The 24,056-nt window shown below is 71.7% G+C and carries 23 protein-coding genes; 12 read left to right on the top strand and 11 right to left on the bottom strand.

The window, feature by feature from the left end; translation table 11 throughout:
* The first annotated feature begins 35 nt into the window (after positions 1–35).
* Positions 36–677 carry a TetR/AcrR family transcriptional regulator C-terminal domain-containing protein gene (locus ACNF49_RS17400; protein WP_482944339.1) on the top strand — a complete coding sequence of 214 codons (642 nt, stop codon included), beginning with the start codon at positions 36–38 and terminating at the stop codon, positions 675–677.
* Here the strand turns inward: ACNF49_RS17400 and ACNF49_RS17395 are convergent.
* Entirely contained in the window at positions 607–1,293 is a 687-nt protein-coding gene (locus ACNF49_RS17395; RefSeq protein WP_357965775.1) for a TetR/AcrR family transcriptional regulator C-terminal domain-containing protein, read from the bottom strand. The genes ACNF49_RS17400 and ACNF49_RS17395 overlap by 71 nt on opposite strands.
* Before the next feature lie 50 nt (positions 1,294–1,343).
* Between ACNF49_RS17395 and ACNF49_RS17390 the strand changes: the two genes are divergently transcribed.
* Positions 1,344–2,825, top strand: coding sequence for an FAD-dependent oxidoreductase (locus ACNF49_RS17390; protein ID WP_482944338.1), 1,482 nt, complete (start codon positions 1,344–1,346; stop codon positions 2,823–2,825).
* On the opposite strand, the gene ACNF49_RS17385 is transcribed toward ACNF49_RS17390, so the two are convergent.
* Together ACNF49_RS17385 and ACNF49_RS17380 are read right to left on the bottom strand one after the other, a co-directional pair.
* Entirely contained in the window at positions 2,800–4,053 is a 1,254-nt protein-coding gene (locus ACNF49_RS17385; RefSeq protein WP_482944337.1) for a cytochrome P450, read from the bottom strand. The genes ACNF49_RS17390 and ACNF49_RS17385 overlap by 26 nt on opposite strands.
* 61 nt (positions 4,054–4,114) lie before the next feature.
* On the bottom strand, positions 4,115–5,659 hold the full coding sequence (locus ACNF49_RS17380) for a GMC family oxidoreductase (RefSeq protein ID WP_482944336.1): 1,545 nt from the start codon (positions 5,657–5,659) through the stop codon (positions 4,115–4,117).
* Between the two features lie 147 nt (positions 5,660–5,806).
* Between ACNF49_RS17380 and ACNF49_RS17375 the strand changes: the two genes are divergently transcribed.
* The 3 genes from ACNF49_RS17375 (at position 5,807) to ACNF49_RS17365 (ending at position 9,069) form a co-directional block, all read left to right on the top strand.
* Positions 5,807–7,342 carry a long-chain-fatty-acid--CoA ligase gene (locus ACNF49_RS17375; RefSeq protein WP_482944335.1) on the top strand — a complete coding sequence of 512 codons (1,536 nt, stop codon included), beginning with the start codon at positions 5,807–5,809 and terminating at the stop codon, positions 7,340–7,342.
* 77 nt (positions 7,343–7,419) lie between these two features.
* Positions 7,420–8,070: an HAD family hydrolase gene (locus ACNF49_RS17370; protein WP_482944334.1), complete on the top strand. Its 651-nt coding sequence runs from the start codon at positions 7,420–7,422 to the stop codon at positions 8,068–8,070.
* 9 nt (positions 8,071–8,079) lie between these two features.
* The gene (locus ACNF49_RS17365; RefSeq protein ID WP_482944333.1) at positions 8,080–9,069 is read left to right on the top strand and encodes a phosphotransferase; all 990 of its coding nucleotides are present in this window, start codon (positions 8,080–8,082) and stop codon (positions 9,067–9,069) included.
* Positions 9,070–9,082: 13 nt separating this feature from the next.
* Here ACNF49_RS17365 and ACNF49_RS17360 read toward each other — a convergent pair whose 3' ends face one another.
* A complete protein-coding gene (locus tag ACNF49_RS17360; protein ID WP_482944332.1) occupies positions 9,083–9,445 on the bottom strand; it encodes a DUF488 domain-containing protein in 363 nt (120 codons plus the stop codon).
* Positions 9,446–9,539: 94 nt separating this feature from the next.
* On the opposite strand from ACNF49_RS17360, the gene ACNF49_RS17355 reads away from it, so the two are divergent.
* The gene (locus tag ACNF49_RS17355; protein WP_482944331.1) at positions 9,540–9,917 is read left to right on the top strand and encodes a hypothetical protein; all 378 of its coding nucleotides are present in this window, start codon (positions 9,540–9,542) and stop codon (positions 9,915–9,917) included.
* Positions 9,918–9,968: 51 nt separating this feature from the next.
* Here the strand turns inward: ACNF49_RS17355 and ACNF49_RS17350 are convergent, their stop codons facing one another.
* Positions 9,969–10,331 (bottom strand): winged helix-turn-helix transcriptional regulator, encoded by a 363-nt coding sequence (locus ACNF49_RS17350; protein ID WP_482944330.1) that lies wholly within the window; start codon positions 10,329–10,331, stop codon positions 9,969–9,971.
* A 62-nt stretch (positions 10,332–10,393) separates the two neighbouring features.
* On the opposite strand from ACNF49_RS17350, the gene ACNF49_RS17345 reads away from it, so the two are divergent.
* Positions 10,394–10,777: a YybH family protein gene (locus ACNF49_RS17345; protein ID WP_482944329.1), complete on the top strand. Its 384-nt coding sequence runs from the start codon at positions 10,394–10,396 to the stop codon at positions 10,775–10,777.
* 36 nt (positions 10,778–10,813) lie between these two features.
* Here the strand turns inward: ACNF49_RS17345 and ACNF49_RS17340 are convergent, their stop codons facing one another.
* The 4 genes from ACNF49_RS17340 to ACNF49_RS17325 form a co-directional block, all read right to left on the bottom strand.
* On the bottom strand, positions 10,814–12,073 hold the full coding sequence (locus ACNF49_RS17340) for a class I SAM-dependent methyltransferase (RefSeq protein WP_357965804.1): 1,260 nt from the start codon (positions 12,071–12,073) through the stop codon (positions 10,814–10,816).
* Positions 12,074–12,075: 2 nt separating this feature from the next.
* Positions 12,076–13,425, bottom strand: coding sequence for an FAD-binding oxidoreductase (locus tag ACNF49_RS17335; RefSeq protein ID WP_357965882.1), 1,350 nt, complete (start codon positions 13,423–13,425; stop codon positions 12,076–12,078).
* A gap of 130 nt (positions 13,426–13,555) precedes the next feature.
* Positions 13,556–14,539, bottom strand: coding sequence for a 2-hydroxyacid dehydrogenase (locus ACNF49_RS17330; RefSeq protein WP_482944328.1), 984 nt, complete (start codon positions 14,537–14,539; stop codon positions 13,556–13,558).
* Complete coding sequence (locus ACNF49_RS17325) at positions 14,536–16,074, bottom strand: serine/threonine-protein kinase (RefSeq protein WP_357965809.1); 1,539 nt, start codon at positions 16,072–16,074, stop codon at positions 14,536–14,538. The genes ACNF49_RS17330 and ACNF49_RS17325 overlap by 4 nt, the downstream gene beginning before the upstream one ends.
* Before the next feature lie 221 nt (positions 16,075–16,295).
* Between ACNF49_RS17325 and ACNF49_RS17320 the strand changes: the two genes are divergently transcribed.
* Entirely contained in the window at positions 16,296–17,417 is a 1,122-nt protein-coding gene (locus ACNF49_RS17320; RefSeq protein ID WP_482944327.1) for a CaiB/BaiF CoA transferase family protein, read from the top strand.
* 7 nt (positions 17,418–17,424) lie between these two features.
* Here ACNF49_RS17320 and ACNF49_RS17315 read toward each other — a convergent pair whose 3' ends face one another.
* A complete protein-coding gene (locus tag ACNF49_RS17315) occupies positions 17,425–18,654 on the bottom strand; it encodes an FAD-dependent monooxygenase (protein ID WP_482944326.1) in 1,230 nt (409 codons plus the stop codon).
* 82 nt (positions 18,655–18,736) lie between these two features.
* Here ACNF49_RS17315 and ACNF49_RS17310 point away from each other — a divergent pair, with 82 nt between their 5' ends.
* The gene (locus ACNF49_RS17310) at positions 18,737–19,255 is read left to right on the top strand and encodes a TetR/AcrR family transcriptional regulator (RefSeq protein WP_482944325.1); all 519 of its coding nucleotides are present in this window, start codon (positions 18,737–18,739) and stop codon (positions 19,253–19,255) included.
* 9 nt (positions 19,256–19,264) lie between these two features.
* Here the strand turns inward: ACNF49_RS17310 and ACNF49_RS17305 are convergent, their stop codons facing one another.
* Positions 19,265–19,717 carry a GyrI-like domain-containing protein gene (locus tag ACNF49_RS17305; RefSeq protein ID WP_482944324.1) on the bottom strand — a complete coding sequence of 151 codons (453 nt, stop codon included), beginning with the start codon at positions 19,715–19,717 and terminating at the stop codon, positions 19,265–19,267.
* A 96-nt stretch (positions 19,718–19,813) separates the two neighbouring features.
* Here ACNF49_RS17305 and ACNF49_RS17300 point away from each other — a divergent pair, with 96 nt between their 5' ends.
* The 3 genes from ACNF49_RS17300 (at position 19,814) to ACNF49_RS17290 (ending at position 23,397) form a co-directional block, all read left to right on the top strand.
* Positions 19,814–21,253: a GuaB1 family IMP dehydrogenase-related protein gene (locus tag ACNF49_RS17300; protein WP_357965821.1), complete on the top strand. Its 1,440-nt coding sequence runs from the start codon at positions 19,814–19,816 to the stop codon at positions 21,251–21,253.
* Positions 21,254–21,389: 136 nt separating this feature from the next.
* Positions 21,390–21,764 (top strand): FKBP-type peptidyl-prolyl cis-trans isomerase, encoded by a 375-nt coding sequence (locus ACNF49_RS17295; protein WP_352357863.1) that lies wholly within the window; start codon positions 21,390–21,392, stop codon positions 21,762–21,764.
* A 109-nt stretch (positions 21,765–21,873) separates the two neighbouring features.
* Complete coding sequence (locus tag ACNF49_RS17290) at positions 21,874–23,397, top strand: ATP-dependent DNA ligase (RefSeq protein ID WP_482944323.1); 1,524 nt, start codon at positions 21,874–21,876, stop codon at positions 23,395–23,397.
* Positions 23,398–24,056: the final 659 nt, after the last annotated feature.

Here is a 24,056-nt window from a genome sequence, read left to right as displayed (position 1 = left end):
CTCTTACGGTGTAAGACGGCAGTATCTTACGGTGTATGAGAGAGCGGATGTCAAGGGAGCGGGTGCTGGAGGCGGCGCTCGAACTCCTCGACCGCGAGGGCGCGGCCGGGCTGTCCATGCGCAAGCTGGGCAAGGAGCTGGGCGTGGAGGCGATGACGCTCTACTACTACGTGCCGAACAAGGACGCGGTCCTCGACGGGCTGGTCGAGCTGGTGCTCTCGCGCGTCACGATCGAGCCCTCCGGCGACTGGCGGGTGTGGATGCGGGCGTTCGCCGAGTCGATCAGGGCCGAGCTGCTGCGGCATCCCGCGCTCATGCCGGTGGTCGCGACCCGGCCGGTGGCCACGCCAGGAGCTCTGGGCATGGTCGAACGCGCCGCCGCCGCGCTGACCCGGGCGGGCTTCACGGCCAGGGAGGCGCTGCACGTGATCAACGCAATGTCGACGTTCGTGATCGGTCACACGCTGGCCGAGGCCGGGCCGGACAGCCCGCAGCAGCCCGACCTGGACCTGGCGGACTATCCGGTGCTGGCGCGGGCGGTCGCCGACGGCCTCGGCACGCCCGAGGACCACCGGGAGCGCTTCGAGCTGGCCGTGGCGGCCCTGCTCAGCGGACTTGCTCCGCGAACCCCCGAAGCAGGCACTCCAGCCCGAACTCGAACTGGTCGCCGAAGCTGAGGTCGTCGGCCTCGACCACCCGCCGGTTGAACTCCGGATAGGCGCCGGTGGCCATCACCTCGCGGATGTAGGGGCCGACCGCGGCCCGCCACTCCTGCTCCGACAGCCCCGTACGGCGCAGTGCCTCCCGCTCGGCCAGCTCCTTGGCCACCGCGCCGAGCACGTAGTCGCCGATCACCCCGATCACGGCGGCGGCCCGGGTGATGTCGGAGGTCAGCGGCCGGGCCGCGGACAGCGCGTGCTCCACCCGCCGCAGCGAGTTGGGCCCGAGCGCCGGCCTGCTCGTCATCAGCGCGGCCAGCCACGGATGGCGCAACACGCCCGCGCGCTGGTCGCGGGCCACCCCCGCCAGGTCGGCCCGCCAGTCTCCGGTCGGCGGGCCGGGCTCGCCCTCGCCCCACACCGCGTCGACCATGAGGTCGAGCAGCTCGTCGCGATTCTCCAGGTAGCGGTAGAGCGAGGTGGTGCCCGACTTGACCTCGCTCGCCACCCGGCGCATGGACACCGCGTCGAGGCCCTCGGCGTCGGCCACCGCGATCGCGGCCCGCACGATCGCCTCGACGCTCAGGGCCTGACGCTTCGGCGCGTACGGCTCGCGACTCCACACCAGTGACATCCGGCTCCCCCCTCTGGCCTTCATCGTACGCCTGTGGCTACAGTGTTCCCATGACGGAAACAGTGTTCCCACAAAACGTCGACGTCCTGATCGTCGGCGGCGGCAGCGTCGGGTTGAGCGCGGCCGTGTTCCTCGCCCGCCACGGCGTGCCCGCCCTGGTCGTCGAGCGCGAGCCCGGCCCGCGGGCGCACCCCCGCGCCACCGGCGTCGGCCCGCGGACGGTCGAGCTGCTCCGCGAGGCGGGCCTTGAGCGCGCGGTGGACGAGGTGGCCATCGACATGACGAACGCGACCCTCGGCAAGATCACCGTGGACACGCTGGCCGGCGCCGACCTCGCCGCGATCGCGGCCGGCCTGCCCGCCCGGACGCGGACGTTCGACACGACGGCCTACAGCCCGGCCCGGCTGCGCGGCATATGCCCGCAGAACCGGCTGGACCGGGTGCTGCTCGACGCCGCCCGCGAGCGCGGCGCGCACGTCGCGTACGACACCGAGCTGCTCTCCCTGGAGCAGGACGCCGACGGCGTGACGGCGGTCGTGTCCGGCCCGGACGGGACCCGCACCCTGCGCGCCCGCTACGTGATCGCCGCGGACGGCGTGCGCAGCGGGGTGCGCGCGGCGCTCGGCATCGGCGTGACCGGCCCCGGCGCGCTCGGCCCCGAGCTGCACAACGTCATGTTCCACGCCGACCTGAGCCACCTGACCGACGGGTACGGCTTCGCGCTCGCCGAGATCACCACGCCCGACGCGCCCGGCATGCTCATGGCGATCGACGGCGAGACCGAATGGGTCTTCCACACCGCCCAGGAGCCGAGCCCCGACCTGATCAGGACCGCGATCGGCGACCCCGGCCTGAAGGTCGAGATCGTCAGCGTGCTCGGCTGGCGGGCCCGCGGCCAGGTCGCCGACCGGTTCCGCGCAGGGCGCGTCCTCCTGGCCGGCGACGCGGCGCACGCCGTGCCGCCGGCGGGCGCGTTCGGGCTGAACACGGGGGTCGCCGACGCCCACAACCTGGCCTGGAAGCTGGCCCGCGTGCTGACCGGCCGGTCGGCGCCCGCGCTGCTGGACACCTACCACGACGAACGGCGGCCGGTCGCGCTGCTGGCGCTGGAGCAGTCGCAGCTGCGTATGCGGGACCTGCGGATGCACTTCGGCTCCGGCCCCGAGGCCGCCCGGCTCAGGGCGGAGGCGGGCGCGGTGAACGCCCCGATCGTGCACGTGGGCTACCGCTACGGCGGCGCCTCGGCGGTCGAGGGCCTGCCCTCCACCGAGGACGTGACGCTCTGCCTCGACGGCTCGCCCGGCTCGCGGCTGCCGCACGTGTGGATCGGCGAGCGGTCCAGCCTCGACCTGGTCGGGCCCGATTTCAGCGTGTTCACCGGCACACCGGTGCCCGACCCGGGCGTCCCGGTGCACGTGGTCGAGGGCTGGCCGTACGGGACCGTGCTGGTGCGGCCGGACGGGTTCGTGGCCTGGCGCGGCGCGGACGACGCCCTGGCCGAGGCGGTCAGAACGTGTACGGCAGGTGCTTGATGCCGTTGATGAAGTTCGACAGCAGGAAGTCGGGCTCGCCGGCCGTCCTGATGCCGGGCAGGCGGGTGAACAGCTCGCGGAACATCACGCTCATCTCCCGGCGCGCCAGGTGGGCGCCCAGGCAGTAGTGGGGCCCCGGGCCGCCGAAGCCGACGTGCGGGTTGGGGTCGCGGGTGATGTCGAAGACGTCCGGGTCGGTGAAGACGGACTCGTCGCGGTTGGCCGAGTTGTAGAAGAGCAGCACCTTGTCGCCCTTCTTGTACGGCACGCCGTTCATCTCGTGGTCCCGGGTCAGCGTGCGGCGGAACTGGATCACCGGGGTCGCGTGGCGCACGATCTCGTCGCACGCCCGGCCGACCCGCGCGTCGAAGTCGGCCAGCAGCAGTTCCCGCTGTTCGGGATGGTCGGTGAACAGCTTCAGACCGTAGGCGATGGCGTTGCGGGTGGTCTCGCTGCCGGCCACCACCAGCAGGATGAAGAACGACCCCAGCTCCTGCGGGCTGAGCCGTTCCTCGCCGCCCACGAGCAGGCTGACCAGGTCGCCGGTCGGGCGTTTGCGGCGCTCGTCGCCGAGGCGGGCGGCCATCCTGTTCAGCGAGTAGCCGGCGCGCAGCAGCTTGGCCAGGCCGCGGGCGACGTTGACGCGGCTGAAGTTAGGGTCGATGCCGGTGTACTCGGGGTCGGCGTTGCCGAGGATGACGTTGGTCCGCCGCAACACCGTGTCATGAAATTTCGGCGGGATCCCCATCATGTCGCAGATGACCCGTACGGGGAGCCGGGCGGCGACCTGCGCCACGAAGTCGCCCGGCCCCTGCTCGATCGCCTCGTCCACGATCTCGGCGGCGGCCCTGGCCAGGTCCTCCTCCATCTTCGACAGGATGCGCGGGGTGAAGGCCCTGGAGACGATCCTGCGCAGGCGGGCGTGGCGCGGGTCGTCCATGTTGATCATCGAGCCGAAGTAGACGCTGAGCCAGCGCGGCATGTCGGGGATGCTGTTGGAGCACGGCTCGCTGCTGAAGACGGCCGCGTTCCTGCTGGCCTCGGTGACGTCGGCGTGGCGCACGAGGGCGTGGTAGCCGGGCCCGCCGCCGATGAACGGCACGGTCTGCTCCGGCACGAAGAGGGGCCGTTCGAGCCGGCGCAGGCGGCGGAAGGTCTCCAAGCGGTCCGCCTGCGGCAGTCCCCAGAACGGTATCTGCGAGATGTCCAGATCCGCGGAGAGCGTCATACCGTACAAGCCTTGGGCAAGTGCTCACTTACGTCAAGGTCCGCCGCGTCGCGGCGCCCGGCTACCGGTTCCCCAGGATCAGCTCGGAGCCCTTCTCGCCGATCATGATCGCGGGGGCGTGCGTGTGGCCGCGGTTGAGCGTCGGCATGACGGACACGTCCACCACCCTGAGCCCTTCGAGGCCGCGCACCCGGAGCGACGGGTCCACGACCGACCCCTCGTCGGTGCCCATCCGGCAGGTGCCGACCGGGTGGTAGAGGGTCTCGCCGCGTTCGCGCACCCACTGGGCCAGCTCCTCGTCGCTCTCCGGCCCCCAGTACGGCGCCATCGGGCCGCCCGCGTAGCGCTTCATCGCGCTCGTCGCGAACACCTGCTTGGCCGTCCTGAGCCCGGCGACCAGGCGTTTGACGTCGGCCTCCGCGCTCAGGTAGCCGGGGTCGATCAGCACGTCCCGGCCGCTCAGCCCGACCCGGCCGCGGCTCTCCGGCTGCAGCAGGACGACGCCGACGGTCAGGCCGTGGCCGGTCGGCGGGGTGAGCCCGTGGTCGACGAACGGGCCGGGGGCGAAGACGAGCTCGATGTCGGGGGCGGGCTCCTCGGCCGAGGTCCTGACGAAGGCGACCGCCTCGCCGACGTTCGTGGTGAGCATGCCCGAGCGCAGCACGATGTAGCGCAGCAGGTTCACCAGGGACTCGGCCTTGGTCAGCGTCACCGGCTCCTTGCACTCGACGTACACGCCGGAGGCGAGGTGGTCCTGGAGGTTCTTGCCGACCTCGGGCAGCTCGCGCACGACCGGCACCCCCGCGTCGCGCAGCTCCTCGGCCGCGCCCACCCCGGAACGCATCAGCAGGTACGGCGAGCCGATCGCCCCCGCCGACAGGACGACCTCCTTCGCCGCCCTGACCAGGGTGCCGCCGCTGTGCTCGATGCCGACGGCGCGGGAGCCCTCGAACACCACGCGGTCCACGGTCGCGCCGGTGAGCACGGTGAGGTTGGGCCTGGCGGCGGCCGGGCGCAGGTAGGCGTCGGCCGCACTCCACCTGCGGCCGCGGTTCTGGGTCACGGGGGTGGGGCAGTAGCCCTCGTTGGAGCGGCCGTTCAGCTCCGCCAGCCGGGTCAGGCCCAGCTCCTCGCAGGCCCGCAGGAAGGCCGCCGTGGTGACGTTGGGGCTGCGCAGCTCGGAGACGTAGAGCGGGCCGGAGGTGCCGTAGACGCCGCCGTGGTTGCTGCCGACGCGCTGCTCGGCCCTGGTGAAGTAGGGCAGGACCTCCTCGTACGTCCAGCCGGGCACGCCCCACTGGTCGTAGTCCTCCTGGCAGCCGCGCACCCACATCTGCGCGTTGAGCGAGGACGAGCCGCCGATCACCCGCCCGCGCGGCCAGTAGAGCTCGCGGCCGGACATCTCGCCCTGCTTGGCCGTCGTGAAGTTCCAGTCGTAGTCGGTCTTGAACAGCTTGGCGAAGCCGGCCGGCATGCGGATCTCCAGCTTGTCGTCATGCCCGCCCGCCTCGACCAGCGCCACCGACACCGACGGGTCCGCCGACAGCCGGTTGGCCAGCACGCACCCGGCGGACCCCGCTCCGACGATCACGTAGTCGTACTGCATGAGCACTCCAGGGGGCTAAGTAACCTGTCACTTGCTTACTCCAGGTGAGCTGGCGCGTCCATATGCATCTGTAACCTCTGTTACCTACCGGTCGGTATGTGGGGCTGCCAAGATGGCGGCAAGCGCGTACAGAGGAGGAAGGCGTTCATGCTCAACTTGTCGGTCGTCCTGGAGGACAGCGCCAGAAACAACCCCGACGGCACGGCCATCGTCTTCGGCGACATGCGCCTGCCGTACGGCATGATCGACACTGTCGCCCGCCAGGTGGCGAACCTGCTGGTGTCGCGGGGCATCGGCAAGGGTGACAAGGTGGCGCTGGCCTGTCCCAACCTGCCGTACTTCCCGTTCGTCTACTTCGGCATCCTCAAGGCCGGCGCCACCGTGGTGCCGCTCAACGTGCTGCTGCAGGGCCGGGAGATCGCCTACCACCTCGACGACAGCGACGCCAAGGCGCTGTTCTGCTTCGAGGGCTCGCCGGAGCTGCCGCTGGGCGAGCGCGGCAAGGCGGGCTTCGAGGCCGCGGACGGCTGCGAGCACTTCTTCGTGCTGCCCGCCACCGCGCTGGCCACCGAGTCCCCGTACGGCGAGACGGTGTGGGCGGCGCTCAACGGCGTGCCGGCCGACTTCGAGACGGTGCAGACCGACCCCGAGGACACCGCCGTGATCCTCTACACCTCGGGCACCACGGGCCAGCCCAAGGGCGCCGAGCTCAGCCACCAGAACATGCTGATGAACGCCCTGATCAGCGACCGGATGTTCCCCCGCAGCGAGGGCGGCGACACCTACCTCGCGGTGCTGCCGCTGTTCCACTCCTTCGGCCAGACGACCGTCATGAACACCGCCTTCATGCGCGGCGCGACGGTCGTGCTGATGCCGCGCTTCGAGCCGGGCGAGGCCCTGGAGCTCATGAGCAAGGAGAACGTGACGACCTTCGCCGGCGTCCCGACGATGTACTGGGGCATGCTGACGAAGATCCACGCCGAGGGCGCCGAGGTGCCGCGCAGCCTGAAGGTGGCCGTGGCCGGCGGCGCGTCCTCGCCGGTGGAGGTGCTGAAGGACTTCGAGCAGACCTTCGGCATCGGCATCCTGGAGGGGTACGGCCTGTCGGAAACCTCCCCCGTGGCCAGCTTCAACCAGCTCGGACGGCCCACCAAGCCCGGCACGATCGGCACGCCCATCTGGGGCGTGGAGATGAAGCTGATCGACGGCGACTGGAAGACGGTCGAGGGCGAGGGCCCCGGCGAGATCGCCATCCGCGGCCACAACGTCATGAAGGGCTACTACGGCCGCCCGGAGGCGACGGCCGAGGTGCTCAAGGACGGCTGGTTCCGCACCGGCGACATCGCCACCCGCGACGCCGACGGCTACTACGCCATCATCGACCGGGCCAAGGACATGATCATCCGTGGCGGCTTCAACGTCTATCCGCGCGAGCTGGAGGAGGTGCTCATGACCCACGAGGCGGTGTCGCTGGCGGCGGTCGTGGGCGTCCCGCACGAGTCGCACGGCGAGGAGGTCAAGGCGTACGTCATCCGCACGCCCGGCTCGTCGGTCACCGAGGACGAGCTGATCGCGTGGGCCAGGGAGAACATGGCGGCCTACAAGTACCCGAGGATCGTCGAGTTCCGCGACGCCCTGCCGATGACGGCGACGGGCAAGATCCTCAAGCGCGAGCTCCGCTGACCGGCCACGGCGCGGGCCCCGGCCCGCGCCTTCCGGCCGCGCCGACCACCGAGCCGGTCGCCAAGGCGCGGCCGCTCGTGCTGTTCGACCTGGACAACACGCTGATCGACCGGCTGGCCGCGTTCCGGCTGTGGGCGGCCGAGTTCGCCGAGGCGCGCGGGCTGGGCGCCGACGCCGTGGACTGGCTGGTACGGCTGGACGCCGACGGGTCCGTGCCGATGGACGTCTTCTTCGCCCGCGTACGCGAGCGCTTCACGCTTGCCGAGCCCGTCGAGGAGTTGTGGCGGGCCTACCGGGCCAGGCTGCCGTACCTGGTGGAGTGCCGTGCCGAGGTGCTGGCGGGGCTCGACCGGCTGCGGGCGGCGGGGTGGGCGGTCGGGATCGTGACGAACGGCATGGCCGACAACCAGACGGGCAAGATCCGGCGTACCGGGCTGGCCGAGCGGGTGGACGGGTGGGCGATCTCCGGCGCGGAGGGCGTGCGGAAACCCGGCGCGCGGCTGTTCCGGATCGCCGCCGACCGGTGCGGAGCCGTGCCGGGGGGCGGGTGGATGGTGGGCGACGACCCGGACAAGGACATCGCGGGCGGACGCGCGGCCGGATTGCGGACGATCTGGATCGACCGCGGGACGGGCGCGGCGGCTCCCCCGGCCGACCTGGCGGTGGACGACGTGCTCGCGGCCATGGAGCTGTTAATCGGGATGCCGGGCGGCGAGGGCGGCCGCTAATGTGGCCGGATGCGTGACAGGCCCGCGGATCTGGACGAATCGCTGCTGGTGCCCGCCCTGGAGGCGTGGGGGATCAAGGCCGTCGGGCTGGCGTACGCGCCGGTGGGCTTCGGCGACCACCACTGGATCGCGACCGGCGCCGACGGACGACGCTGGTTCCTCACCGCCGCCACCCTCCCCCGCGAAGCGGCCGGTGGCCTGGACGGGGTGGCACGCGTGGCGTTCGGGGAGCTGGGGCGGGCGCTGGAGACGGCGGCGGCGCTGTCCGCGACCCTGAAGTTCGTGGTCGCGCCCGTGCCGGACCTCGACGGCGGCGCGCTGCTCCGCCCGCTCGCCGCCCGCTACGCGCTGAGCGTCTTCCCGTTCGTCGACGGCGTCACCGGCGGCTTCGACGACGAGCCGGCCGAACACGACCGCGCCCAGGTCATCGACCTGCTGGCCGAGCTGCACGCCACGGCCCCGCCCCCGTCGACCCCGTCCCGCCCGCTGCAGCCGGCCGGACGGGCGGCGCTGGAGCGGGCTCTCGCCGAGACCGGCCGCCCGTGGACCGGCGGCCCGTACGCCGAGCCCGCCAGGGCCCTGCTCGCCCGCCACGCCGGAACCCTGCACGCCCGGCTGCGCGACTTCGACCGCGGCTGCCGCGACCTCGGCCCTCCCGTCGTCACCCACGGCGAACCGCACCCCGGCAACCTGCTCCGGCACGAGGGCCGCTGCCTGCTGGTCGACTGGGACACCGTCGGCCTGGCCGTACCGGAACGGGACCTGTGGCTGGTCGCCAGGACCCCCGACGACCTGGCCAGGTACGCGGCCGCCACCGGCCGTACGCCCGACCCCGCCGCCCTGGCCCTCTACCGGCTGCGCTGGAGCCTCGACGACGTGGCCGGGTACGTCGCCCTGTTCCGCGCCCCGCACGGCCACACCCGCGACGCCGAGCTGAGCTGGCACTTCCTCAGCCGCACGATCGACGACCTGGCCGCCGGCGGAACCTCCGCCTTCTGAGCGTTCCCCGTGGTCAGGCGCCGAGCAGTTCGGCGAGCACCGCGGCCTCGCTGATCTCGGGCTCCTTGGTGGCGGTGAGCAGGGTCAGCGGGCCCTTCCCGGCGAGCTCGCGCAGGTGCGCCACCGCCTCGGCCCGCTCCGGCTCGGCCAGCTCGTCCCGGTAGCGGTGGCCGAACTCCGCGAACCGGTCGGGCTCGTGCCGGTACCAGGTACGCAGCTCGGTGGAGGGGGCGACCTGTTTGCACCATTCGTCGAGGTGGGCGTCGGCCTTGGCCAGCCCGCGCGGCCACAGCCGGTCGACCAGCACCCGGGCGCCGTCGTCCGGCGCGGGCTCCTCGTAGACCCGGCGCACCCGAACCTTGTTCCCAGCCGTCACCGTCCGTCCCTCCCTCGACCGTGACACCACGCTACGCCGGGCGATGCCAAGCGCCGTTCAGGGACCCGGCCGGGGGACGTCTAGGATCCGGGATGTGGACGAGCCGATCCCCGACGCGCTGCTGCCCGTGCTGCGTGACCTGCGCGCCACCTGCGGGGTGCGCCCGGACCTGCGGGAGGAGAGGCCGCTGTGGGGCGGCGAGCGGCTGCTCATGCTGTTCGCGCCCGACGGCAGCGGCGTGGGCCTGCGCCTCGACGCCGGCGGCGACCCGGCCGAGCAGGTGGCCGACCTGGCCGACCAGGCGCAGGAGTGGGCGGTCGAGGCGCTGTGGGCGCAGGGGCTGCCCGCGGTGTGGCCGGAGTGCCCCGAGCATCCCGGCACCCACCCGCTGGCCGCGACGGTGGTGGACGGCGTCGCGACGTGGTCGTGCCCGCACACCCGCACGCCCGTCGCCGCCGTGGGCCACCTCTGACCCCGGACAAACCGCGAGCGTGGCAGATGTCCCGCCAGGCGAGCGCGTTCGTCAGGGGGTTTCGGCGCCCCAGTCCCAGAGTGCCTGGAGCACCGGGCCGAGGCGGCGGCCGCGCGGGGTGAGCGCGTAGTGGACCCGCGGCGGCCAGCCGGATTCCCAGCGGCGGTCGAGCACGCCCGCCCCCGTCAGGTGGGCCAGCCGCTCGGACAGCACCTTGTCCGACAGCGCGGGCAGGGCCCGGCGCAGCTCGCTGAAGGTGCGCTCGCCGTGCAGGAGCTCACGGACCACCAGGGTCGTCCAGCGGCCGTGCAGGGCCGCGAGGGTGATCTCCACCGGACAGGACGGGCTCGGCGCGGCGACCTCGGCGCGAGGATCGTCCGGCAGGCCCGGGTGACCAACCGTTTGGGAAGTCACGAGAGCGCCTCCTAACGTGTGCCGCGTCCACCTGAGATCTGATTGCGAGAGGACGTGCGACGATGACGAGGCTACTGGCCGAACGCCCCGAGGACGTGCCCGCGGTGTTCGCCGAGCGGTTCAACACGGGCGACCCGGCGGCCCTGGCGGAGGTGTACGAGAGCGCGGCCGTGTTCGTCCCCGAGCCGGGGACCGGCCTGACCGGCGCGGCGGCCCGCGCCGCCAACGAACGGTTCCAGGCGCTCGGGCTACCGATCGCGGTCCGGCCGCGGCACGTCTACGCGACCGGCGACCTGGCGCTGCTGATCGTCGACTGGGTCATCGACGGCACCGGCCACGACGGGCAGCCGGTGCACATCGAGGGCACCGCCACCGACGTCGCCCGCCGCGGCCAGGACGGCCGCTGGCGGTACGTCATCGACAACCCCTTCGGCGTGGCGGGGTGAACCGTGGGGAGAGGGCGACGGGCCCTCTCCCGCCCGTCACGGCCAGCTGACCGCCGGACGCAGCTGCACGCCGGACCGGCCGTCGTCGTCGAGCTTGACGCCCAGCACCTGGTGCAGCTGGACCTTGTTGCGCTCGAAGCCCACGATGCAGCCCGCCATGTACAGGGCCCACACCCTGGCCGTGCCCATCCCGACCTCCTGGACGGCCTCGTCCCAGTTGGCGTCGAGGTTGTCGCACCAGTGGCGCAGGGTCTTGGCGTAGTGCTCGCGCAGGTTCTCCTCGTGGCGGATCTCGAAGCCGATGTCCTCCATCTGCCTGACCAGCCAGCCCACGGACTCCAGCTCGCCGTCGGGGAAGACGTAGCGGTTGATGAAGCCGCCCTTGTTGAACGTCTTCTCCTTGCCCGTCGGACGGGTGATGCAGTGGTTGAGCAGCCGGCCGCCGGGCTTGAGCTTGCCGTACAGGAACTCGAAGTACGACGGCACGTTGTCCTTGCCGATGTGCTCGGTCAGGCCGATGGAGCTGACCGCGTCGAAGCCGGTCTCCCGCACGTCGCGGTAGTCCATGAAGCGCACCTCGGCGAGGTCCTGGAGGCCCGCGTCGGCGATCGCCTTCTGGGCCCACTCGGCCTGCTGGCGGCTCAGCGTCACGCCCAGCGCCTTGACGCCGTAGTGCTTGGCGGCGTGGATGACCATGCCGCCCCAGCCGCAGCCGACGTCGAGCAGGCGCATGCCCGGCTTGAGGTCGAGCTTCCTGGCCACCAGGTCGAACTTCGTGTACTGGGCCTCCTCCAGCGTCGCGCCCTCCTCGGGGTAGGTCGCGCACGTGTAGGCCATGGACGGCCCCAGCACCCACCGGTAGAACCGGTTGGACACGTCGTAGTGGTGGTGGATCGCCTCGGCGTCACGCTGCTTGGCGTGCCGCGAGCCGAGCCGGGCCAGGGCGCTCTGGCGCACCTCCTGCGGGGGCGGCGGCACCCGCATGAGCAGCGGCTTGACGCCCAGCGACCGTACGGCGGCGAGCTTCTCGCCCGCGGTCAGGTCGTTGGTGGTGATGTTCCACATGCGGTCGAGCAGGGTGTACAGGTCGCCGTGCACGTCGATGTGGCCGGAGATGTACGCCCTGGCCAGGCCCAGTTCCCCGGGGGCCTGCGCCAGGTAGGCCACCGCGATGGGCGACTTGACCTCAAGACCGAGGTCAGCTCCGTCGGGACCGGCCTTGCTGCCGTCGTAGGCCATGAACGAGATGTTCGCTTCAGAGCCGACGATCTTCTCAAAGATGCTTGCGAGAGCCATGCTCACCTTCCCCGTACACACTTTTCGTACAGGTCCAGCAGGCGACCGTTCGGGTCGTATTCCCGCTTGACCGGCCAATAAGCATCACCGTTGTACAGCTCCCAGAACTGCTCACGGGCGTAGAAGGAGGTCGAGTAGAGCGACTTGTGGCCGTCCAGCTCGTGTACCGAGTCCTCGATGAGCCTGTTGTAGTAGCCGTCGAACTGGCCGCGCGGCAGCGGGACCATGCCCCAGAAGCCGAAGTTGACGTAGAGCTTGCCCGGCTCCAGCGGGTACAGCGGCCACTGGGAGCTCGCCCGCAGCGGGCACATCCAGACGGGGGTCATGCCCACCTTGTCGTGGAAGAACTCCAGGAACTGCGCGCCGCGCTCGATCGGCACCTCGACGTCCTGGATGACCGACTCCTGGACGGGCTGGTCGCGCCAGCGGTCGACGCGGGCGGTCAGGCCGGTCCGCCGGTCGAGGGCGACGAGCCTGCGGTAGACGTCGGAGCGCATCCAGCGGCGCGGCATCAGCGAGCGGACCACCGGCTGCTGCACGCCGAACGCCCGCGAGCACCAGAACCAGTCGGTGTCCCAGCGCCACAGGTAGTCGTGGATGCTCAGCCAGTCGCGGCTGCGCTGCCTGATCGACTGGTAGTAGATGCGCATGCCGGTGTAGTCGGAGACGTAGGGCGCGCGGTCGGCGAAGCGGCCCAGCGTGATGTACATCTCCTCCGGGTCGAAGAAGACGCCGTCCACGAAGTCGACCTGCTCGCCGTCGTGCACCATGCTGTCGCAGATCTCCTGCATGGCCAGCATGCACTTGGCCGCGTCGGTGAACCTGATGTGCGTCAGGTGCACGTACGGCTGGACCTTGCGGAGCTTGATCCGGATGCGCAGGGCGTAGCCGAGCGTCCCGTAGGAGTTGGGGAAGGCGCGGAACAGATCCTGGTGCTCGTTGTCGTCGCGGGCCACGATGATGCGGCCGTCGCCGGTGAGGATCTCCAGTTCCTCCACCGACTCGTGCGGGAGACCGTCCCTGAAGCTGGTCGACTCGATGCCGAGGCCGGTCACGGCGCCGCCGAGCGTGATCGTCTTGAGCTGCGGCACCACGTACGGCATGAGCCCGTGCGGCAACGTGGCCTCGACGAGGTGCTCGTACGTGGTCATGCCCTGGACCTCGGCCGTCATCGTCGCCGGGTCGACGCTGATGACCTCGTCGAGGTCTCTGGCCGACAGCTTGGCCGTCCTGCCTCCGTCACGGAACCTGAACAGGTTGGACGTGGACTTGGCCAACCGGGGAGCGGCGTCGCCGGGGATCTCGGCGTAGGACTGCCGGATCTGCTCTACTGCCCGTTGGTGTGTCGACATCGTCGTCGTCACGGAAGCACCCCCTTGAGCTGGTAGAGATCGTCCGTAAGACCGTATCTCCCGCAGCCCGGCTCGAACAGACCGGGGTCGTTAAAGACACGAAAACTGTTCATCGTGCCAGGTGAAACGCCTATGTGGCAGGCAAATGCGGAAATCTCCTGCGAACCAGGGGTGAGACCCCATTGAGCACGGCATGCACTTCTCGTCCCTCCAGTGCCGCTGTGAGGTTGTCCAGCGTGGCCGTGAGCAGGCGCGTCGTCGCCTCGGGCGTCACCCCGGCGGCGTGCGGCGACAGCAGCACGTCCGGCAGATCGCGTAGCGGATCGCCGGCGGGCAGCGGCTCGGTGTCGAACACGTCGAGCGCGGCCCCGCCGAGGTGCCCGTCGCGCAGCGCGGCGACCAGCGCCGCCTGGTCGACGACGCCGCCCCTGGCCGCGTTGACCAGCAGCGCACCCCGCTTCATGCGGCGCGGGTCGATCAGCCCGCGGGTCTCCTCCGACAGCGCGATCACCACGACCAGCACGTCGCTGCCGGTCACCAGCGTCTCCAGGTCGGCGCGGCCGGGCGCCTGCCGCGGGGACCTGGTCCAGTAGAAGACCTCGCAGCCCAGGGCGCCGAACAGGCGCACGCAGTTCTCGCCGATCGGTCCGTACCCGACGACGCCGACCCGGCGGCCGCTCAGCTCGCGCGGGCGCAGGCCCTGCTGCGGCCACTCCCCCGCGCGTACGGCGGCGTCGGCGGCCCCCAGCCGGCGCGACAGGGACAGCGTGGCGGCCAGGCACCACTCCGACACCGCGACGGCGCTGACGCCAGGCGTGTTGGCCAGCGGCACCCCGGCCTCGGCCAGGGCGGCCAGGTCGTGGCCGTCGACGCCCACGGAGGGCTGCTGCACGAAGGCCAGCGCGGGCGCGTGCTTGACCGCCTCGGCGTCGAGCACGAGCGTGGAGGTCCAGTCGCCGAGCACGATCTCGGCCTCGGGCAGCGCGGCCAGCAGCCCGGCCCGGTCACGGGTGGCGGGCACGCGGACCGTCACCCGGTCGCCGAGCGGGGCGAGCAGACCGCGCGTCGCCTCCTCGGGGAGCGGCGGCAGGGCGAGCAGGTTCCAGGGGCTCATGCCTTCACAGTAAAGCTGTCGATCACCTGTCGCATCAGTCCCCTGTTGCGCAGCCACTGGTCCTGGGCGACCGTCCAGGACAGGATGTAGGCCGTCTCGCCGGACACCACCGCGCGGCGCACCTCGTGGTAGGTCATGCCCGGCCTGATCCAGTGCGTGCCGGCGGCGCTGGCGGCGGTCCAGGAGAACTCCCACTCGACCGCCTTGACGCCCCGGTGGTCGACCACGCGGCGGCCGCGGCTGATCACCTCCTGGCCCTCCTGCCGCAGCGTCTCCTCCGAGTCGCGCAGGATCTGGTTGGCGTCGAGGCTGGAGAACAGAGCCTGGACGCCGAGGTGGGCGTTGCCGTCGCGGCGCGTCCACTCGGTGGAGGACTCGCGCAGCGCGCCCCGCCAGCCGATCGGGCGCAGGATCGACCAGCCGTCCCGCGAGGTCCACGCGCGTACGGCCGGGCGCACCCGCCGCACGGTCGGCGTGGGGGTCGCCGACGGCGTCCGGCTCGTCGTGGGCTGCTGCGAGGGGGACGGGCTCAGCGGGCTGGCCGCGGCGGCCGGCTGGGCGGTGCGCGGGGCGCCCTCGGCGGGCGTGGCGAGCTTGAAGTAGGCGACCGCGCCGCCCGCCACGACCACCACGGCGGCGGCGGCCACGGCCAGCACGGCCCGCCCGCGCCCGCTGCCCGGCTTCTTCTCCGGCAGGTCGGTGTAGGCGGGCTTGGCCGCCACCTCGATGGCCGCGAGCAGCCGGTCGGCCTCCTCGGCGTCCACCCGGTCGGCGGGCTCCTTGCGCAGCAGGCCCTTCAGGATCGGATGCATGACCGGCGGGATGCGCCGGTAGTCGGGCTCCTCGTTGAGCAGCGCGTTGATCGTCGCCATGGCCTCGCCGCGGTCGAACGGCGAGCGGCCGACCATCGCGGCGAACAGCGTCGCGCCGAGCGACCACAGGTCGGAGGGCGGTCCGGCCTCGTCCGCGCGCACCCGTTCGGGGGCCAGGAAGCTGGGCGAGCCGGTCACCATGCCCGTACTGGTCAGCGAGGCGTCGCCCTCGACCGTGGCGATGCCGAAGTCCATCAGCACCACGCGGCCGTCGTCGGCGAGCAGGATGTTGGCGGGCTTGACGTCTCTGTGCAGGATCCCGGCCTCGTGGGCGGCCTTGAGCGCCGACAGCACCTGGCGGCCCACGTCGGCCGCCTGCCGTACGGGCAGGGCCCCTGAGGTGGCCACGACCTCTTCGAGCGAGGGGTGCGCGACCAGCTCCATGACGATCCAGGGCCGGCCGCCCTCCTCGACCACGTCGTAGACCGCGACCACGGACGGGTGGTTGAGCTTGGCCGCCGTACGGGCCTCGCGGGCGGTGCGCATGAGGTGGCGCTCCTGCTCGCCCGGCGACAGCCCCTCGGGCAGCAGCACTTCCTTGATGGCCACCTGCCGGTTGAGCAGCGTGTCGTAGCCCTCCCAGACGACGCCCATACCCCCGCGGCCCAGTTCGCGCAGTAACTGGTAGCGCCTGGCGACAAGCCCGTTGCTCTCCGAAACCATGTCCTACCCCTGTAGCGGCGCGAGCGCCTGCTGCAGACAGCCGCTTGACACCGGCGATCTGTAGACCACCCGAACAGTGGGCAAGTTTCCCATACCTCCCACGAGTTCGCGGGAAGGACGCAAAAGGCCGCTTGCCACGACTTGCCGAATGTTGTTCTACTGAGGCAGGTTCGGAGCCGTGAAGCCGAGCGTTTGCCTGCGCAACTGTCGAGGAGATGTCCATGTCGAAGCGTAGTGGCGGCCCGCTGGCCGGAGTGCGCGTGCTGGAGCTCGCGGGGCTGGCCCCGGGGCCGTTCGCCGGGATGATGCTGGCCGACCACGGCGCGGAGGTGCTGCGGGTCGACCGGGTGAAGGCCGTCTCCGACAGACCCCGTACGGACGTCATGGACCGCGGGAAGCAGACGATCGGCCTGGACCTGAAGTCACCCGAGGGCGTGGCCGCCTTCAAGGAGCTGGCCCGCAACGCCGACGTGGTGATCGAGGTCTTCCGTCCCGGCGTCGCCGAACGGCTCGGCATCGGCCCCGCCGACCTGCACGCGGTGAACGAGCGGCTGATCTACGGCCGGATGACGGGCTGGGGCCAGGACGGCCCGCTCGCGCCCACCGCCGGCCACGACATCGACTACATCGCGATCTCCGGCGTGCTGTCGATGCTCGGCCGCGAGGACGGCAAGCCGACCCCGCCGATCAACATCCTCGGCGACTTCGCCGGCGGCGGCCTCATGCTCGCCTACGGCGTGCTGCTGGCCCTGTTCGAACGCGAGCGCACCGGCAAGGGCCGGGTGATCGACGCCGCCATGGTGGACGGCGCCGCCCTGCTGTTCTCGATGTTCTACCAGGCCGCGCAGAGCGGCTTCTGGGGCCCGCGCGGCACCAACCTGCTCGACACCGGCGCTCCCCAGTACGACACCTACGAGACCGCCGACGGCGGCTTCCTGGCCGTCGGCTCGCTCGAACCGCAGTTCTGGGACGCCATGGTGAGCCTGATGGGCCTGACCGGCCTGCCCGACCGGAACGACAGGATGCAGTGGCCCGCGCTCAAGGCCCGGCTGGCCGAGGAGTTCGCCAAGCGCACCCGTGCCGAGTGGGAGGCCCTGTTCGAGGGCTCGGACGCCTGCGTCTCGCCCGTCCTTTCCATGGCCGAGGCCGCGCGGCACCCGCACAACGTCGCCCGGGGCACGTTCGCCGAGGTCGGCGGCGTGACCCACCCGGTGCCCGCGCCGCGCCTGCTCGGCGTGCCGGCCCCGGACCTGTCGCCCGCCACCCGCCTCGCGGACCTGTCCGCGTGGGGGTTGCCGGCGGCGGAGGCGGACAAATTGCGGGAGCAGGGCGTGCTGGCCTGAGCCTTCGTCAGGGGCGGGACGGCGTCGCCGGCCGCGCGTGGGCGGCGTAGTCCTTGAGGCGGATCGAGTCGTGCAGGCGCACCCCCTTGCTGCTGATCTTGGTCGCGGCCCTGGTCAGGGCGACCGGCACGTGGTTGACCAGCCGGACGCCCTGGGCCAGCGCCCACACGTCGAAGCGGCTCCCCGGGACGATCCCCCTGGCCGCGCGGCGGGCGAAGGCGCGGCTGCGGCGCACGTACTCGCCGATCTCGGCCTCGTAGGCGGGGTAGGCCGTGCGGTGGTCGCCGCCGTGCGCGGCCAGCTCGCCCGCCAGCACGTACGCCCCCACGACCGCCAGGCTCGTGCTGCCGCCCACGGCCGGCCCCGGGCAGTAACCGGCGTCGCCGGCCAGCGTCACCCGGCCGCGTGACCAGGAGTCGAGCCTGAGCTGGGTGATGGAGTCGAAGTAGAAGGCGGACGTGCGGTCCACCTCGTCCAGGATCCTGGGGACCTGCCAGCCGAGGCCGCCGAACCGCTCGCGCAGCAGTTCCTTCTGCCGGGCCACGTCCCGGTAGTGGTAGTCGAGCGGCTCCGGCGTCCTGAACAGGAATCCGGCCCGCGCGTCGTCCATGTGCGCGGCGCTGTAGACGGCGGCCATGTAGCCCTCGCCCGCCATGGCCTCCATCCGGCCGTCGAGGCCCAGGAAGTCGGGGACGGAGGCGACGGCGAGGTACGCGCCGATCCAGGTGGCGAAGCGCTCCTCGGGGCCGAAGGTCAGGCGGCGCACGTTGGAGTGCAGCCCGTCGGCGCCGATCACCAGGTCGAAGCGGTCCTGCCGGCCGCTGTCGAAGCACACCTCGCCGTCCTGCGAGATCGAGGCGATGGAGTCGCCGAAGACGTAGGCGGCGTCGTGCCGGGTGGCCTCGTAGAGGACCTCGCTCAGGTCGTCGCGCATGATCTCGATGTGCCGGTCGGAGACGGCGGCGAGGATGCGGCGCAGCTCCAGCCGCACGGGCCGCGCCCGGCCCTCGCGGTGGACGGTGAGCCAGTCGGTGCCCGTCTTCTTCTCCGTGACCGGCTCCAGGAGGCCCATCTTCTCGACGATGTCCATGGCGGGCCGGAACAGGTCCACCGCGTGGCCGCCCGCCTTCCTTAGCGCCGGGGCGCGTTCGACGACCGTGACCTCGAAGCCGTACCTGGTCAGCCAGTACGCCAGCACCGGCCCGGTGACGCTGGCGCCCGAGACGAGGACCTTCATGGCCCCCTCCTTACTTAACGGTTGGTAAGTCCACGCTAGCACGCGTCCTTACTTAACGGTAGGTAAGGGATAAACTTCAGGCATGCCCAGTGACACCAAGTCCCGCATCCAGGCGGTGGCCCGCGAGCTGTTCGCCGAGCAGGGCGTGCAGAACACCAGCCTGCGCCAGATCTCCGACCGGCTGGGCATCACCAAGCCCGCGCTCTACTACCACTTCGCCTCGCGCGACGACCTGGTGCGCAGCATCGTGCAACCGCTGGTGGAGGACTTCGAGCGCTTCACCGCCAGGCAGCGGCCCGGCGACCCGCGCGCGCTGCTCGACGACTACTTCGAGCTCATGTGGCGCCACCGCGACGTGACGGGGATGATGGTGCGCGACATCTCGATCCTGGCCTACCTCGACCTGGGTCAGCGCATGTTCGAATGGCGGCGCGAGCTGATCGCCCTGCTGCTCGGCCCCGACCTCACGCAGGCCCAGCAGATCCGCGCCACACTGGCGCTCGGCGGCATGGCCGACTGCACGGTCGAGTACGCCGGCCTCCCCCTGGAGGAGGTCAAGCCGACGGCCGTCGCGGCGGCGGCCGAGGCGCTCGGCCTGTGACCCCCGGGCCTAGACGGCCACGTAGAGGTCGGCGCCCTCGAAGTGATGGACCTCCAGGTCCGTGGTGAAGGCACGGGAGGGCTGGCCACCCGAGTCGGTGTGCCGCCACACCTGCTGCCACGCCTCGATCAGCGCCTGCGGCAGCTGCCCGCGGGCCTCCAGCCTGATCGACTTGGCGGCCGGCACGCGCACCGCCACCATGCCCTCGGGCAGGCGCGGCACCGTGCGCACGCCGATGCCGACGATCTGCGTGTAGGCGCCGGTGTGGTCGCTCTCGTAGTCGGTCAGCACCGCGTAGAGGTTCTCGTCGATGCGGCCCGGCACGTGCGCGAAGGCCCCCGGTGCGCCCGCCCGCTGCCACAGCGCGGGCAGCGCGGCCCGGGCCGGATCCGCCTCGTCGGCGTTCGTCGTGCGTACGGCGAAGCCCACGACGGTCAGCTCGGCCCGTTCGACGATGTCCACGACTTACCTCCCCCAAATGTGTCCCCGGCCGATCATAAGCCCCGGAGAACGGGGGAAACCCCTTGTTAGACCTGTCACCCCATAAGATGGATGAACGTGAAGTTTCTCAACGACCAAGAGCCTCGTTACGATTTGACTTACAGCGACGTGTTCATGGTGCCGTCGCGCTCCTCGGTCGGATCGCGGCTCGCGGTCGACCTCTCCACGAACGACGGCACAGGCACCACGATCCCCGTCGTCGTCGCCAACATGACCGCGGTCGCCGGCCGCCGCATGGCCGAGACCGTGGCCCGCCGCGGCGGGATCACCGTGATCCCCCAGGACATCCCCCTCGACGTCGTCGCCGACGTGGTCGACTGGGTCAAGAAGCGCGACCTGGTCCACGACACGCCGCTCACCCTCACACCGCACGACACCGTGGGTGAGGCGCTGCAACTGCTGCCCAAACGCGCCCACAACGCGGTCATCGTCGTCGACTGGGACAACCGGCCCGTCGGCGTCGTGACCGAGGCCGACTGCCAGGGCGTGGACATGTACACGCAGCTGTCGGAGGTCATGTCGAGCGAGCTGCTCACGCTGCCCGCCGGGCTCGACCCGCGCGGCGCCTTCGACCGCCTGCACGAGGGCCGCCACCGCCTCGCCCCCATCGTGGACGACGAGGGCCGGCTGGTCGGCATCCTCACCCGTACGGGCGCGCTGCGGGCCACGCTCTACCAGCCCGCGCTCGACGCCCAGGGCCGCCTGCGCATCGCCGCGGCCGTCGGCGTGAACGGCGACGTCGCCGCCAAGGCCAAGGAGCTGCTGGAGGCCGGGGCCGACTGCCTGGTCGTGGACACCGCCCACGGCCACCAGGAGAAGATGATCGCCGCCCTGCGCGCCGTCCGGGCGCTCGACCCCGGCGTGCCGGTCGCGGCGGGCAACGTGGTGACCGCCGAGGGCGTGCGCGACCTGGTCGAGGCGGGGGCCGACATCCTCAAGGTCGGCGTGGGGCCGGGCGCCATGTGCACCACGCGGATGATGACCGGCGTCGGGCGTCCGCAGTTCTCGGCGGTGCTCGAATGCTCGGCCGAGGCCCGCCGGCTCGGCAGGCACGTCTGGGCGGACGGCGGCGTCCGGCACCCCCGTGACGTGGCCCTGGCGCTGGCGGCCGGGGCGTCCAACGTGATGATCGGCTCGTGGTTCGCCGGCACGTACGAGTCGCCCGGCGACGCCCGCACCGACGCCGACGGGCGCAAGTACAAGGAGAACTTCGGCATGGCCTCCTCCCGGGCCGTACGGCTCAGGACGGCCGAGGACTCCGCCTACGACCGGGCCAGGAAGGCGCTGTTCGAGGAGGGCATCTCGACCTCGCGCATGTACCTCGACCCCAAGCGGCCCAGCGTGGAGGACCAGATCGACGGGATCGTCGCGGGCCTGCGGTCGTCGTGCACGTACGCGGGCGCGGCGAACCTGGAGGAGTTCCACCAGCAGGCCGTCGTCGGCATCCAGAGCTCCTCCGGCTACGCGGAGGGCATGCCGCTCCACCAGAGCTGGTGACCTCCCGGCGCCGGTGCCCCCGGCGACGCGCCCGCCGAGCGGCCCGGCGCCGGGAGAAGAGGCGGCCATGAACGACGGCCGTACCCCGACGGCATAGAGTCGTCGGGTTATTGTCACCGTCAACAGGAGCACATTCGTGGCACTCGAGAAGCCCGAGATCGACTTCCCCGAGGGCAACCCGCCCGCCGACCTGGAGATCGTCGACCTCGTCGAAGGCACTGGCCCCGAGGCCAAGCCGGGCCACAACGTCAGCGTCCACTACGTGGGTGTCTCGTTCTCGTCCGGGGAGGAGTTCGACGCGTCGTGGAACCGCGGCCAGGCGTTCGAGTTCCCGCTCGGGGGCGGCCGCGTCATCGCGGGCTGGGACCGCGGGGTCGCCGGGATGAAGGTCGGCGGCCGTCGCAAGCTCGTCATCCCGCCGCACCTCGGTTACGGCGACCGTGGCGCGCCGCCGCGCATCAAGGGCGGCGAGACGCTGATCTTCGTGGTCGACCTGCTCGGCGTCAGCTAGACCGGGAACGGGCGGGCCGCCGACGGCGGCCCGCCCGGCTACCCCTGCTTTGGAAAACCCGGGACATATCGGGTGGGGAAATGTCGGCGTGGTGAGGCACGATAGCGGTGTGCTTCTGATCGACGTGGTCCGGACCTCCGACGCGGTGACGCGCACCTCCGCACGGCTGGGCAAGGTCGGGCATCTGGCCGAGCTGCTCGCCCGGGTCGGCCCGGACGAGGCGGAGATCGCCATCGCCTACCTGTCGGGCGACCTGCCGCAACGCCAGATCGGCGTGGGCTGGCGCTCGCTGGAGGACGTCCCCCAGCCCAAACTCGCCGCCACCGCCACCCTCACAGCCGTCGACGCGCTGCTGACCCGGATCAAGGCCGTCTCCGGCCCCGGCTCGCAGGCGGCGCGCAGGGCGCTGGTCGCCGAGCTGTTCGCCGGGCTGACCAGCCAGGAGCAGCAGTTCATGCGCAGGCTGCTCAACGGCGAGCTGCGCCAGGGCGCCCTCGACGGCGTGATGATCGAGGCGCTGGCCAAGGCGTCCGGCGCGCCGTCGGCCGCGGTGCGGCGGGCGCTCACCCTGCGCGGCTGGCTGCCCGCCGTGGGCGCGGCGGCGCTGACCGGCGGCGTGGCGGCGCTGCACGCGTTCAAGCTGGAGGTGGGGCGGCCGGTCTCCCCCATGCTCGCCGGCAGCGCGCCCAACGTGGCCGCCGCGCTGGAGAAGGCCGGCTCGCCCGCGTCCCTGGAGTGGAAGCTCGACGGCGTACGCGTGCAGGCCCACCGCTCGGGCACGCAGGTGCGAGTCTTCACCCGCACCCTCGACGACATCACCGCGCAGGTGCCCGAGCTGGTCGAGGCGGTGCTCGGGCTCGACTCCGCCGACCTGGTGCTCGACGGCGAGGTCCTCGCGCTGCGGCCGGACGGGCGTCCCCACCCGTTCCAGGTGACCGCGAGCCGCGTCTCCAGCAAGACCGACGTCGCCAGGCTGCGCGAGCAGACCCCGCTCAGCGTGTTCTTCTTCGACGCGCTGCGCGCCGACGGCGCCGACCTGCTCGACCTGCCGTACTCGCAGCGCCAGGAGGCCCTGGCCCGCGCCGTCCCGCCCGGCCTGCTGACGCCGCGGCTGATCACCGCCGACGTGGCCGAGGCGGAGAAGTTCTTCACCGACGTGGTCAAGGCGGGCCACGAGGGCCTGGTGGTGAAGTCCCTGTCCTCCCCGTACGCGGCCGGCCGGCGCGGCGCGGGCTGGATCAAGGTCAAGCCCCGGCACACACTCGACCTGGTGGTCCTGGCGGCCGAGTGGGGCCACGGCCGGCGCGAGGGCAAGCTGTCCAACCTCCACCTGGGCGCGCGCGATCCCGAGGGCGGGTTCGTCATGCTCGGCAAGACGTTCAAGGGGCTCACCGACGAGCTGCTGGCCTGGCAGACCGAACGCTTCCTCGAACTCGCCGACGGCCCCACCGACGAATGGGCGGTCAAGCTGCGGCCCGAACTGGTCGTGGAGATCGCCTTCGACGGCGTGCAGCGTTCGCCGCGCTACCCCGGGGGGATGGCGCTGCGCTTCGCCCGGGTGCTGCGCTACCGCCCGGACAAACGCCCCGAGGACGCCGACACCGTAGCCACCGTCCGCTCCCTCATGCTCTGACCCGCGTGCTTGCCGGGCTGTACGTCCGGAGCGGTGACGGCACGCGGAGGTAGGCGAGGGCTTTGCCCGGCGTTGCCGTCGAATCCCCCGCTGCTCCCTCTCCCGAACGGACGGTACGTCCGGGAGAGATGAAATGCTGCCCCGCCTTACCACCGCAGCCCCCGCACACCCTCCCGCGAACAGACTGCACGCCCCAGACGCAGGCGGAGCGGCACGCCAAGGCGGTGAGCAGGGATTGCCCACCTTGCCGCCGGACTCCCCACCCCCGAACGGACTGCCCATCCAGGGAGCGGGCACATCAGCATGCCAAGGGCCGGCGAGCAGGGTTCCGCGCATCCCCCCGCCCCCTCCCCGGACGGACTGCACACATCCAAGGAGCAGGCAGAGCGGCGACTGAAGAGCGGTGAGGAGGGGCTGGCGGTCTTGTCACCGGGGCCCTCTGTTCATGGCGCGGGCGGATTCCCTCGGTCATGACCCGAGGCTGAGTTGAGCCATTCGCGCCCTGAGTTCGCGTTGGGCCGTTCGCGGCCTTAGGTCAGGCGTGGGCCGTTCGCGATCTGAGGTCGGAATGGCCTGAGGTGTGGTGTTAGACGAGTTCTGTCGTTCTCCAGAAACCCCAAGATCCTCGGCGTACGCTCGGCGTTCTGGGCCTCTTGCGC

It is taken from the genome of Actinomadura sp. ATCC 39365 (genome assembly GCF_054392275.1).
This window is presented reverse-complemented; position numbering and strand designations above follow the sequence as displayed.

Coding starts and splice junctions, on each gene's coding strand:
- ACNF49_RS17400 (WP_482944339.1), top strand. CDS start 36: ATGAGAGAGCGGATGTCAAGGGAGCGGGTGCTGGAGGCGGCGCTCGAA.
- ACNF49_RS17395 (WP_357965775.1), bottom strand. CDS start 1,293: ATGTCACTGGTGTGGAGTCGCGAGCCGTACGCGCCGAAGCGTCAGGCC.
- ACNF49_RS17390 (WP_482944338.1), top strand. CDS start 1,344: ATGACGGAAACAGTGTTCCCACAAAACGTCGACGTCCTGATCGTCGGC.
- ACNF49_RS17385 (WP_482944337.1), bottom strand. CDS start 4,053: ATGACGCTCTCCGCGGATCTGGACATCTCGCAGATACCGTTCTGGGGA.
- ACNF49_RS17380 (WP_482944336.1), bottom strand. CDS start 5,659: ATGCAGTACGACTACGTGATCGTCGGAGCGGGGTCCGCCGGGTGCGTG.
- ACNF49_RS17375 (WP_482944335.1), top strand. CDS start 5,807: ATGCTCAACTTGTCGGTCGTCCTGGAGGACAGCGCCAGAAACAACCCC.
- ACNF49_RS17365 (WP_482944333.1), top strand. CDS start 8,080: ATGCGTGACAGGCCCGCGGATCTGGACGAATCGCTGCTGGTGCCCGCC.
- ACNF49_RS17345 (WP_482944329.1), top strand. CDS start 10,394: ATGACGAGGCTACTGGCCGAACGCCCCGAGGACGTGCCCGCGGTGTTC.
- ACNF49_RS17340 (WP_357965804.1), bottom strand. CDS start 12,073: ATGGCTCTCGCAAGCATCTTTGAGAAGATCGTCGGCTCTGAAGCGAAC.
- ACNF49_RS17335 (WP_357965882.1), bottom strand. CDS start 13,425: ATGTCGACACACCAACGGGCAGTAGAGCAGATCCGGCAGTCCTACGCC.
- ACNF49_RS17330 (WP_482944328.1), bottom strand. CDS start 14,539: ATGAGCCCCTGGAACCTGCTCGCCCTGCCGCCGCTCCCCGAGGAGGCG.
- ACNF49_RS17325 (WP_357965809.1), bottom strand. CDS start 16,074: ATGGTTTCGGAGAGCAACGGGCTTGTCGCCAGGCGCTACCAGTTACTG.
- ACNF49_RS17320 (WP_482944327.1), top strand. CDS start 16,296: ATGTCGAAGCGTAGTGGCGGCCCGCTGGCCGGAGTGCGCGTGCTGGAG.
- ACNF49_RS17315 (WP_482944326.1), bottom strand. CDS start 18,654: ATGAAGGTCCTCGTCTCGGGCGCCAGCGTCACCGGGCCGGTGCTGGCG.
- ACNF49_RS17310 (WP_482944325.1), top strand. CDS start 18,737: ATGCCCAGTGACACCAAGTCCCGCATCCAGGCGGTGGCCCGCGAGCTG.